9 protein-coding genes are annotated in these 11,814 nt (G+C 37.9%); 5 read left to right on the plus strand and 4 right to left on the minus strand.

Annotated features, from left to right (window positions below):
• Window positions 1-78 precede the first annotated feature (78 nt).
• Window positions 79-3,168 carry an efflux RND transporter permease subunit gene (locus ACKVEV_RS21130; RefSeq protein WP_409368173.1) on the minus strand — a complete coding sequence of 1,030 codons (3,090 nt, stop codon included), beginning with the start codon at window positions 3,166-3,168 and terminating at the stop codon, window positions 79-81.
• A gap of 99 nt (window positions 3,169-3,267) precedes the next feature.
• Between ACKVEV_RS21130 and ACKVEV_RS21135 the strand changes: the two genes are divergently transcribed.
• On the plus strand, window positions 3,268-4,104 hold the full coding sequence (locus ACKVEV_RS21135) for a TetR/AcrR family transcriptional regulator (RefSeq protein WP_409368174.1): 837 nt from the start codon (window positions 3,268-3,270) through the stop codon (window positions 4,102-4,104).
• 289 nt (window positions 4,105-4,393) lie between these two features.
• Here the strand turns inward: ACKVEV_RS21135 and rnjA are convergent, their stop codons facing one another.
• Both rnjA and ACKVEV_RS21145 read right to left on the minus strand, forming a co-directional pair.
• A complete protein-coding gene (rnjA, locus tag ACKVEV_RS21140; protein ID WP_402925221.1) occupies window positions 4,394-6,061 on the minus strand; it encodes a ribonuclease J1 in 1,668 nt (555 codons plus the stop codon).
• Window positions 6,062-6,066: 5 nt separating this feature from the next.
• A complete protein-coding gene (locus tag ACKVEV_RS21145) occupies window positions 6,067-6,276 on the minus strand; it encodes a DNA-dependent RNA polymerase subunit epsilon (RefSeq protein ID WP_024362214.1) in 210 nt (69 codons plus the stop codon).
• 438 nt (window positions 6,277-6,714) lie between these two features.
• Between ACKVEV_RS21145 and ACKVEV_RS21150 the strand changes: the two genes are divergently transcribed.
• Window positions 6,715-7,485, plus strand: a complete 771-nt coding sequence (locus tag ACKVEV_RS21150; RefSeq protein ID WP_409368175.1) for a Cof-type HAD-IIB family hydrolase — start codon at window positions 6,715-6,717, stop codon at window positions 7,483-7,485.
• 62 nt (window positions 7,486-7,547) lie between these two features.
• Here the strand turns inward: ACKVEV_RS21150 and ACKVEV_RS21155 are convergent, their stop codons facing one another.
• On the minus strand, window positions 7,548-8,309 hold the full coding sequence (locus tag ACKVEV_RS21155) for a DeoR/GlpR family DNA-binding transcription regulator (RefSeq protein WP_409368176.1): 762 nt from the start codon (window positions 8,307-8,309) through the stop codon (window positions 7,548-7,550).
• A 147-nt stretch (window positions 8,310-8,456) separates the two neighbouring features.
• Here ACKVEV_RS21155 and ACKVEV_RS21160 point away from each other — a divergent pair, with 147 nt between their 5' ends.
• Genes ACKVEV_RS21160 through ACKVEV_RS21170 form a run of 3 tightly spaced genes read left to right on the plus strand, consistent with a single transcriptional unit; the run spans window position 8,457 to window position 11,813 of the window.
• Window positions 8,457-9,209 carry an ABC transporter ATP-binding protein gene (locus ACKVEV_RS21160; RefSeq protein ID WP_409368178.1) on the plus strand — a complete coding sequence of 251 codons (753 nt, stop codon included), beginning with the start codon at window positions 8,457-8,459 and terminating at the stop codon, window positions 9,207-9,209.
• A complete protein-coding gene (locus tag ACKVEV_RS21165) occupies window positions 9,202-10,830 on the plus strand; it encodes an ABC transporter permease subunit (protein WP_409368179.1) in 1,629 nt (542 codons plus the stop codon). The genes ACKVEV_RS21160 and ACKVEV_RS21165 overlap by 8 nt, the downstream gene beginning before the upstream one ends.
• Window positions 10,830-11,813 (plus strand): extracellular solute-binding protein, encoded by a 984-nt coding sequence (locus ACKVEV_RS21170; protein ID WP_409370602.1) that lies wholly within the window; start codon window positions 10,830-10,832, stop codon window positions 11,811-11,813. Before ACKVEV_RS21165 ends, ACKVEV_RS21170 begins: the two co-directional genes overlap by 1 nt.
• Window position 11,814 lies beyond the last annotated feature (1 nt).

Genomic DNA, 11,814 nt, shown 5'->3' on the forward strand with positions numbered 1-11,814 from the left:
GCACCTGGAACGGAAATCAACTAGTAAACCATAAAAAGAGGGCACGCCATTGCGGGGTGCCCTCTTTTGTCGTATTAATTAGTTTTCTTCAATATCTTTACGGTTTTTCTTTAACATTTTTGATAGCATTTCATAGACAATTGGTACGACTACTAATGTTAATAATGTTGAAGATAATAAACCACCGATTACGGTAATGGCAAGGTCTTTGGAAATTAATCCGCTACCGCCACTGCCCAGTGCCATTGGAATCATTGCACCAATCGTTGCAATCGCCGTCATTAAAATTGGACGTAAACGTGTGGCACCTGCTTCTAAAATGGCTTCACGCATACCAAGTCCATCGCGTTCCATATGAATAATGCGGTCGACAAGTACAATGGCATTGGTTACGACAATACCTATTAACATTAATAGACCCATCATCACGGATACCGAAATCGTTTGATTCGTTACATATAAACCAACAAATGCACCGATAACTGCAAACGGTAGCGAGAAGAGAATCGCGAATGGTGCTAAACCTTCACCAAATGTTACAACAAGTATGAAGTATACGATGGCAATGGCTGCTAACATCGCAACGCCCAGTTGTGTGAATGTTTCTTGCATATCAGCTGCTACACCGGATACGCCTGTTGTCACACCTTTCGGTAAGTCTAATTTATTGATTTTTTTATCAGCGGCAGACGTTGCTTTTGAAATATCATCGCCAATAATTGTGGCAGATACCGTTGCAAAGTATTCGCCTTTTGAACGTGATAATGAATTCAGCGTAGTACCTTCTTCGACATCGACTAATTCACCAATTGTCATCGTTGTACCTAAAGCTGTTTGTATTTCCGTTTTTAACACATCATCGATCGATAACGCTGCCGATTTAGCATCGCGTTGGACAATGACGTTAATGTCTTTACCGTCACGTTCAACTGTTGTGAGCACTTCTTGTGACGTTGTTGAATTTAACGCCATCACAATTTGAGCAGTCGTTAAACCATATTGTAAAACATTTTTTTGCTCTACTTTTAAAACATGTTCTACATAAGGATCTTCATAATCCGACTTAACATCTTCTAAGCCTTTTACATCTTTTAATGTAGCTTCAACGTCTTTTACTGCGCTGCGTAGATTATCTAAGTTTTCACTGTACAATGTGTAGCTGACTTCATTTGAAGACATCGACATGGATGTGAAGTTTTGGCTTTTCCATTCACCTGATTGCTCAAGATTAAATACATAGTCTTCTACTTCTTCACGTGCTCCAGGGAAGTCTTCCATATCTGGGTCAAAGATGAGGTACATTAATGCACCACCAGCTCCGCCACCCATCATCATTGCTGATGGATCCGTGTTTGTCGCATCAGTAATAGAAACTTGTAAAATATCTACATCTTTACGTTTCATTAATTCTTGTTCTACCTTGGCAACATTTGCTTCTGTTTCACTTTTTAACTCACCAGTACCAGGTGTATAAGTTAAATACATGACCTTTTCTTCTTGAGAGCCCATAAAGCTAAAGCCGATTAATGGTGTTAAAGCAAGTGAACCAACAAGCATTAAAATAGCAATGGTAGAAGTAATAATTTTATGATTTAACGCTTTTTCTAATACACCTCTGTACCAAGTAGCTAGTTTACCAACTTCCTGATGTTGGCTTTCTTTTTTCTCTCCATAGATTTTTTTACGGAATAAGAAATGAGATAAAGCTGGTACAATGGTAATCGCTACTAATAATGACGCGCCTAAAGCGAATGTCATTGTTAATGCGAATGGCATAAATAATTCACCAACCATACCGCCTACGAAAATAAGTGGAGCAAATACCGCTACAGTCACTAATGTAGAAGATAAAATTGGTTTAAACATTTCAATTGTCGCTTCACGAATAAGGGCGCGACCAGTTAATTTTTCTTGTTTTAAATGAATACGTCGATAAATATTTTCGACTACGACGATGGAGTCATCGATTACACGTCCGATGGCGACGGTGATGGCACCAAGTGTCATAATATTTAACGTAATATCCATCCAGTTTAATAATAGTAACGCCATGAAAACGGACACTGGAATAGAGATAATCGAAATGATTGTTGATTTAAAATCGCGTAAGAATAGTAAAATAATTAATACAGCGATGGCGCCACCGAATACTGCTTTTTCAATCATTGTAAAGACTGAATCTTCAATAGGTGCACCTTGGTCCAGTGAGATATCCACTTTTAAGCCGTCAATTCGTTTTTCTTCATCTTTAATAAGGTCTTTTACTGCATTGACAACAGTTACTGTATTAGCATCTTGACCTTTGACAATTTGAATCGCAATGGCATCTTGACCATTTGTACGTGAAACGGATTGAACTTTACCTTCTACTTCGATCGTTGCAATATCACCTAAGCGAACGAACGGTGAAGGTTGTGTTGCTGAAGGTGTCACCGGTATTAATAAATCTTTTAATTCATCAACAGATTTCACTTTCCCATCAACGGAAACCGCTTGTTCACCAACTGTAAATTGATATAAACCAAGTGATAACGACATGTCACTTGCTTGAATCATTTGCTTCACAGCATCTTCAGTTAAACCAAGCTCAGCCATTTTTGCTTCGTCATACTTAAACGAAACTTGTTCAATATGTTGACCGGTAATAGTAGCTGAGGCTACACCGTCAATTTTTTCGATTTTAGGTAGTAATAAATCTTCTACTGTTGATGTCAGCTCAACGATATCTTCTTTCGAACTACTTACTGATAATGCGACAACCGGCATCATGTTCATGCTAATGGCCATAATTGTCGGTTCTTGTGCGCCTTCAGGAAGTTTCACATTATCTAATGCTGACTCTAATTGGCGTTTTTTCTCATCCATATCTATGCCGTAGTCATATTCGACTTGTACTTGCGCAACGTTGGATGAAGAAGTAGAATAAACTGCCTTGACATCTTCTAAACTTTCGATTGATTTTTCAAATGGTATGGACAGTTCATTCATAACTTGTTCAGGCGTTGCACCTGGATAAACGCCCATAACGATTAAGTATGGAATCGATATATCAGGGATTGATTCCATTTTCATTCTTGTACCTGAATAAATACCTGAGACAGTGATGATAATTGTTAATAACCACACTGCCAATTTGTTTTTCAATACAAAATTAACTAAACCTTTCACCTTCACACCTACCCTTTATTGACTTACTAGATTCAATTATTTATAATAATGACTAATCGGTCAATTGTCAATGAAATGCATTAGGAGAGATTCGAAAATATGTCAAAAAAGCAACTGATTATGGAGAAAGCATTAGAACTGTTTTCTGAGCAAGGCTTTGAAGCAACATCTGTGCAGCAAATTACAGAACGCTGTGGGATTTCTAAAGGAGCATTTTATTTGTCTTTTAAAACAAAAGATGAACTTCTTTTCTCAATGGTTGACTACTACCTACAGCAGTTTATAGCGGATATTGACCAAGTAGTCAGGAAGTCGAATGAAAAAGATGTCGTGTTGGTAGATTTTTATAAAGGCATTTTCCAAGCGTTTAAAAAACATGCAGCTTCTTCACGTGTGTTTTTTAACGAAAAGGTATTTCTTACAAAAAAAGAGCTGTTTCATAAGGTGAGTGCTTATGAAGCGGATATGTCGAAGTCTATCGTCCACATGCTTGAACAACTTTATCAAGAAGAGCTGCAAGAGACGAAATATGATGTTATGTATTGTGTAAAAGGATTTATGAAAGGCTATGCTGAGCTGTTTATGTTCTCAAATATACCGCTTGATTTAGATCAATTGGCCAAATCATTAGCGGAAAAGACAGATATTATTGCACGTCATACGACCATTCCTTTTATTACAGAGGAGCTTGCGCAATTAGTAGCTAGACCATGTGAGCCGGAAATTATTACGCAGCAATCTGTATTACAGTTAATTGACCAAAATCTTAGTCATTTAGAGCCGTCTATTGAGCGTGAGTCGTTGGAGCTTTTAAAACATCAAGTAGCACACACGACATACAGTAAAGCAATAATAAAAGGGTTGATTGAAAACATCCGTTTACAGCCGGGGTGTCAATGGATCGCCTATGTATTAAATAAATACTTCCAATTTTAAAATTTAGAATAGAATTGTTCACTGTACTAAGTGAATGATTCTATTTTTTGTGGGATGTGTCTTTTTGTATTAGAGGAGTAAAATTCGTGTTGCTATTACTATATACGAAAAAGGAGGGAAGAGGTTTCAAAATTTTAGAAATTTTATTGGAAATAACATGATGAGGGGAACGTGCTAATGAGTAGATGATTGCAGGACGCAGAACATTCTATTACTTTATGGAAGTGAAAAGAAGTTTATAAACAAAAAGAAGCTATACGTTGAACGCATAGCTTCTTAAAATAGAAGATTATACTTCCATAATAATTGGTAAAATCATTGGACGACGTTTTGTTTTCTCGAATAGGTAAGGTCCTAAAACGTCAGTAATTTCATTTTTAAGTTCAGTCCATTGTGGTGTTTTGCTTTGAATTGTTTCGTTTAGATGACGGTTCAGCATTTTTTGTGCTTCATTAATCATTGTGCCCGATTCACGCATATAAACAAATCCGCGTGAAATAATATCAGGACCTGAAACGATTTTTTGGTTTTCCATATCAACGCTCACAACAACAATTACTAAACCTTCTTCTGAAAGGATACGGCGATCGCGTAACACGATATTGCCAATATCACCAATTCCATTGCCATCGATATAAACATCGCCTGAAGGGATGCGACCTGCCACATGCGCTTCATTTGCGCTTAATGCCAGGACATCACCATTTTCCATCACGAATGTGTTTTCCAATGGAACATCACAATCTTCTGCTAAATGCGTATGCATTTTTAGCATACGGAATTCACCGTGGATTGGCATAAAGAATTTTGGCTTCATAAGACGTAACATTAGTTTTTGTTCTTCTTGTGAGCCGTGACCAGAAGTATGGATATTATTTAATGCACCGTGAATAACTTCTGCGCCAGCACGGAACAGTAAATTAATAATTTTATTTACGCTAACTGTATTCCCTGGTACTGGTGAAGAAGAGAACACAACTGTATCGCCAGGCTGGATTTGGATTTGACGGTGTGTACCGTTGGCAATACGAGATAGTGCTGCCATCGGTTCACCTTGAGAGCCTGTACATAAAATCATTACTTCATTGGCAGGTAAACGGTTAATGCTTTGCGCATCAATAAATGTATCTTTTGGTGCGTTAATATAACCTAGTTCACGACCGATTGTAATGGCATTGTCCATAGATCGACCGAACACAGCGATCTTTCGTCCGTACTTAATGGCTGCATCTGTTGCTTGCTGTAAGCGGTGAATATTTGATGCGAATGTTGCAAAAATAATACGACTATCCACCTTGCGGAAGATTTCATCAATACTTTTTCCAACTGTACGTTCAGACATTGTGAAGTTTGGTTTTTCGGCATTTGTACTATCGGATAGTAAGCAAAGAACACCGTCACGGCCGATTTCAGCCATTTTTGTTAAGTTTGCTGGTTCACCTACAGGTGTAAAGTCGAATTTGAAGTCCCCTGTGTGCACAATATTACCAGGAGGTGTTTTTACGACGATACCGTAAGCATCTGGAATACTATGCGTTGTTCTAAAGAAGCTAACAGATGTTTTTCTAAATTTAATGACATCTTCTTCTTTAATTTCGATTAGTTTTGTTGTGCGTAGTAAACCATGCTCTTCAAGTTTGTTGCGCAATAAGCCAAGTGCAAGCTTACCACCATAAACGGGCACATTTACTTGACGAAGTAAATAAGGGATGCCGCCAATATGGTCTTCGTGTCCGTGCGTAATAAATAACCCTTTAATTTTATCGACGTTTCGTACTAAATACGTGTAATCAGGAATAACATAGTCAATTCCAAGTAAATCGTCTTCTGGAAATTTTATACCTGCGTCAATTAAGATGATTTCATCTTGAAATTGAACGCCGTATGTGTTTTTGCCGATTTCGCCCAGTCCGCCGAGCGCGAAAACAGCTGCTTGGTCATTTTTAACAAACTTCATGTTTGTTAAATTTCCTCCAAGACGAAGTTCGGACTTGCTTGTTCGTACTCTAAATAGTTACCTTCAAGCAGTTGAATGAACTCAATGTTGTAATGACGGTCTTGTAACTTTTGACGTACTTCACGTTCTGAAGCAGCTTCAAGGTATAGACTTTTAGTGTTTTCGCGAACTGGAATCTCATTTGCTTTTTCTTGATAATAAACTTTGTAAATCATAGTTTGCTCTCCTTTAATTGCGTACATTATTATTGCAGATTTGGCTATTACCACACACGTGCTACAAGAAAAAACCGCGAATTTCTAGTATACTTTAAACTAATAAGGAAATGAGCGTTTGAATTTCTTGTATCTCAATACTTTCATCTTGCACTTTTCATAAAAGTACTGAGACAGTGGTTGCGCATAGTCAAATAAATGCATTTCCTTTATATTATCACGCAGCTACTCTAAAATAAAGAAAAGCCCTTCAAATAATGAAGGGCAAATGTTAGGCAATTGATTTTTTTCCGAGTACGCCGCGAAGTTGCTTCAACAATTTCCGTTTTAGTTTCTTCAGCATGGCACATCACTCCTTAGGATCATTATAATAAAAAACGATGCCTGTGTAAAGTATTTTGCCTTTGCAACATAATACATAGAGAAGGGAATAATAGCATGAATAAAATATTATTTTTTGATGTAGATGGGACGCTTTATAACAGTGAAAAGGTAATGCCGGATTCTGCCAAAGAAGCGCTATTACAAGCTCGTCGGAATGGTTACGAGATTGCCATTGCCACTGGACGTGCACCATTTATGATTGACTCATTGTTAGAAGAGCTTGATATCCAGACGTATGTAACTTTTAATGGACAGTACGTTGTCTATCAAGGCGAGGTTGTCTACGCGAACGGTATTGCAAAAGAAGAGTTAGCCAAAATTATTGCCTTTGGTGAAGCGCGTAATGAGCCAGTTGTATTTTTAGACGACAAGCAAATGATCGCCTCTGTTGGAGAGCATAAAATGGTGTCTGAAAGTCTAGATACTTTAAAATATCCGTATCCAGCATTAGACTCATCTTATTATATGCAGCACGAAGTTTATCAAACACTGATCTTTATGGAAGAGAAAGATGAACATTTATATCGTACAGCCTTTCCAAATGTCGAGTTTGTTCGTTGGCATCGATATTCCTGCGATATTTTGCCGAAGGGAGGTTCGAAAGCAGCGGGCATTGAAAAAGTGCTTTCGAGAATGGGTTTAACATTAGCTGATGCTATTGCTTTTGGCGATGGTATGAATGATATCGAAATGTTAGAGGCTGTTGGAACAAGTGTAGCGATGGGCAACGGACATGAGAAGGTAAAAGCGGTCGCAACATATGTTACAGATCATGTAGATGCTGACGGTCTTGCAAAAGCAATGCGTCATTTAAAAATTATTTAAGTTTTTATAAAAGTGCCAGGCGGTCTAATAGAGTGCCTGGCACTTAAACAATTCTGAATATTTTAGTCAATAGTGACAACTTTCAGCTGAACGCCTGCATCCGTAAACTGCTTTAACGTCTCTTGAGAGAGTGCGTTATCGGTAATAATCATGTCAACTTGATCGAGCGAACATACTTGAATGGCGACATCTTTATTGAATTTAGTAGAATCGGTGGCAACATAAACACTTTGTGAAATTTGAATGAGTTGTTTTCTCGTCATTGCCTCTTCTAAACTAAAATCGGAAATGCCTTTTTCAAGCGTAACGCCGCTCGCACATAGAAATGCTTTATTAATATTTAGGTGCTCAAAGCGGAACAAAAAATCATTGGCTGTGACTGATTTCTCCGAATGTCGCACTTTGCCCCCAATAATCATCACTTCAATATTAGACCCAATCAAATCAAATGCTACCGGAAGCGAGTTCGTAACGACTGTCAGTTTTTCTTTTCCTAGAAGAAAAGGCGTCATTTGATAGGTTGTTGTGCCACTATCGATAAAGATGCAGTCACCATCCTCAACGAAAGAGGCACATGCTTGTGCAATGGCGATTTTTTCTGTTAACTGCTCGGTTAATCGATTGTCCATTAACCCTTCGACGGGCTCAATATATTTTACGCCCCCATAAAACTTCTCAATTTTGTTCTCTTGTACAAGTTGTTGAATATCTCTGCGGATCGTTTCCATCGATACATTAAATTCTTTTGTCAAAGTTACTAATTTCACTACCTTATTATTGCGCACGTATTGCAAAATATGTTGCTGCCTTTCTAATGTATACATGACATCACCTCTATTTGTTATTTACTCAAAGTAGTAATGACTTTGTCAACAGTTAGTCAGAATTTACTCAACATTTACACAAATATGTTATTTCCCTTTACAAATCATCATTATACTGTGAGTAACAACTCAAAAGGAGTGAACGATTTGTTGGAACTAAAAAATATTTCAAAAAGCTATAAAAATAAAAATGTTTTAAGAGATATCAATATTACGATTGCTTCTGGAGAAATCGTTTCTTTATTAGGACCAAGTGGTTGCGGAAAAACGACATTACTCAATATTGTATTGGGTCTTACAGAGCAAACGGATGGGCAACTTTTTTACAATGGACAAGACATATCAAAACAACCGATGCAAGAACGGGGTTTTAATATCGTTTTCCAAGACTTTGCGTTGTTCCCTCATTTAAATGCATACGACAATATCGTCTATGGCTTAAAAAATATAAAACAACAAATGTCAAAAGCCGAGATTCAGGACTATGTCGATTTTTTAGAACTAGCCCCACATTTACATAAGAAGATTCACGAATTATCAGGTGGACAAAAACAACGTGTGTCGATTGCAAGAACACTTGTGATGCAACCAAAAATATTGTTGTTGGATGAACCGTTAAGTGCGCTAGACGGTGTCATTAAAGAATCGATTAAAGAGCGTATTAAATCCATTGCGCGTCAATTTAATTTAACAACTATTATCGTGACACACGACCCTGAAGAGGCGCTAACGTTATCAGATAAAGTACTAATTATTAATGAAGGAACTGTATCGCAATATGGAACACCTCACGAAATCGTAACAACACCAAAAAATCAGTTTGTTGAAGATTTTATCTTAAGGCAACTTCATATTAAACGTCATAACATCTACCAACTGTTTGGAGAATCTTATGCTTAAAACAAATAAAATGGTGAAAATTCTCTTTGTACCCATAGCCATATTTTTTCTATTCTTTTTAATTGTGCCATTGCTTTATATGTTTTGGCAGTCATTAAAAAAAGGCAATCGCATAACGATTCAAAATTATATGGAAGCATTACAAAGCATGGAAATTCGAGAAGCCTTTATCAATAGTTTTCAAGTGTCCTTCGCAGCAGCTCTCATTACAACTTGTTTAGCTTTTGCGCTGGCCTATGCCTTGCATTTTACGACGATGAATCGCGCCGTTAAAAAACTCGTCCATGTAGGCATAACTTTACCGATGCTCTTGCCAACGATTACCTATGGTTTTGTGCTGATTTATACATTTGGCAACCAAGGGATTGTGACAAAATTATTCGGGCAGCCGATCGTAACGATTTATGGATTTAATGGCTTGCTAATTGGCTATGTGCTCTACACATTGCCTGTTGCCTTTATTTTGATGCAAAACTCTATGCAGTACATCGATAAACGGTTTTTGCTTGTTTCGATGCTCATGCATGACAAGCCATCGCGTCGATTTTACCATACTGTATTCCGGCCGATGATTGGCACGATCGGTGGCGCTTTTATTTTAACGTTTATTTTAAGTTTTACCGACTTTGGTATACCAGCATCGGTAGGCGGCAGTTATAAAGTTATCGCGACAGAGCTATATCAAGCGATGCTCGGCTCGATTGTACGCTTTGAGCAGGGTGCAGTAATTTCTGTATTGATGCTTGTACCGGCTGTGCTCGGTATCGTGATGCTAACTGTGCTAGATCGATTTAATTTTCAATACAAACATGTTAGTCACAGCGAGCTAGTCGTACATCGTCTGCGTGATCGTGCATTTACAGTTTTTTCATTAATATGTGTTAGCTCAATTTTGATCATCTTCTCGACGATGTTTATTGTGCCGTTTACAAAAGGCTATCCATATAACTTTAGCTTTACTTTCGAACATGTCCAAAATGTTTTAGCAGAAAAGAATTTAACAAAAGTTTATCTGAATTCACTTATCGTTGCCTTCTTTACAGCCGTTTTAGGTGTTTGTATAGCATTTGTATCAGCGCTTGTAAATGTCAGAACGCCGTTGCGAGGAAGGAAGACGTTAGATTTTGCATCCATGGTAACGAACACGGTGCCGGGCATGGTGCTTGGTCTATCTTACTTGTTTTTCTTTAATGGTAGTTCACTAAAGGGGACTTTCTTGATCATTATTGCTTATGCGGTTGTCCACTTCTTTACAACGCCCTATTTAATGGCGAAAAATTCTTTGCAGAAGATGGACCCTACGTGGGAAGTGACAGGGGAATTGTTAAAGGACTCCTGGGTTCAAACGGTCGTTCGGGTTATTTTACCGAATATCAAGCCAACTATTTTTCAAATGTTTAGCTACTATTTTCTAAATGCCATGGTCACGGTGAGCGGGGTAATATTCCTTGTTAGTACAAAAACGATGCTTGTGTCCACGCGCATTAAAGAACTTCAGCATTTTGCGAAGTATACAGATATTTTTGTACTGTCCATTTTTATTTTATGCACTAACCTCATTGTGAAATTAGGTTGTGATTATATAACAACAACTAAAGAAAAGGTGAAGGAGCTGGAATGATGAAAAAGTCTACGGTCATGATGTTAGGTACGGTGAGTTCTGCCATAGTGTTGGCAGCGTGTGGAGGTGCAGCGGCTGATGCAAAAGATCAGGTCATTATTTATTCAAATGCTGACGATGAAGCGATTGAAGTCATGCAAGCTACGTTAGATAACAAGGGCTATGAAGGGAAGTATATTATCCAATCATACGGTACATCTGAATTAGGCGGAAAAATGATGGCGGAAGGAACGGATATTGAAGCGGATGTTGTCACGATGGCATCTTACTTTATTGAAAGTGCTCAAACGTCTAAATCGATGTTTGTTGAACTATCCTCTGACTTAAAGCCTTTAGATGGCGGATCGACATACGCATTGCCGATTTTAGGGAATGTAGGGTCCATTTTTATTAACACGGATTTATTGGCGCAAAAGGGGCTAGCTGTACCGAAAACAATCAAGGATTTAACGAATCCAGAATACAAAGATTTAGTGTCATTCCCAAATATTTTAGACTCCTCTACAGGCTGGTTGTTAGTGCAGGCAATCATGAATGAATATGGAGAAAAAGAAGGGAAGCAAGTATTAGCAGATTTAATTAAAAATGCTGGTCCCCATATTGAAAGTTCTGGTTCCGGCCCTATTAAAAAGGTGAAAACCGGGGAAGTAGCAGTTGGTTTTGGTCTACGTATTCAAGCCATTGATGCTAAAAATGAAGGCTTACCAATTGATTATATTGACCCAACGGAAGGCAACTTTACGTTAACTGAATCTGTTGCTGTTGTAGATAAAGAAGGGGACGAGGCGTTAGCCCGTGAAATAGCAAAAGTGATTGCGACTGAGGCGCGGGCGGATTTGTTAAAACAATATCCAGTAGCACTTTACGAAGGGGAACAAGTCGATAGTGAATACGTGCCACAATATTTGAAGAAATGGGATACGACTTTAACGGTCGATTTATTAGAACAACATCAAGCATTCTTTAAAGAAGCGCAACAATAAA

The organism is Lysinibacillus sp. 38-6, assembly GCF_046245175.1.
GTDB lineage: Bacteria > Bacillota > Bacilli > Bacillales_A > Planococcaceae > Lysinibacillus.

Coding starts and splice junctions, on each gene's coding strand:
- ACKVEV_RS21135 (WP_409368174.1), top strand. CDS start 3,268: ATGTCAAAAAAGCAACTGATTATGGAGAAAGCATTAGAACTGTTTTCT.
- rnjA (WP_402925221.1), bottom strand. CDS start 6,061: ATGAAGTTTGTTAAAAATGACCAAGCAGCTGTTTTCGCGCTCGGCGGA.
- ACKVEV_RS21145 (WP_024362214.1), bottom strand. CDS start 6,276: ATGATTTACAAAGTTTATTATCAAGAAAAAGCAAATGAGATTCCAGTT.
- ACKVEV_RS21150 (WP_409368175.1), top strand. CDS start 6,715: ATGAATAAAATATTATTTTTTGATGTAGATGGGACGCTTTATAACAGT.
- ACKVEV_RS21155 (WP_409368176.1), bottom strand. CDS start 8,309: ATGTATACATTAGAAAGGCAGCAACATATTTTGCAATACGTGCGCAAT.
- ACKVEV_RS21165 (WP_409368179.1), top strand. CDS start 9,202: ATGCTTAAAACAAATAAAATGGTGAAAATTCTCTTTGTACCCATAGCC.
- ACKVEV_RS21170 (WP_409370602.1), top strand. CDS start 10,830: ATGAAAAAGTCTACGGTCATGATGTTAGGTACGGTGAGTTCTGCCATA.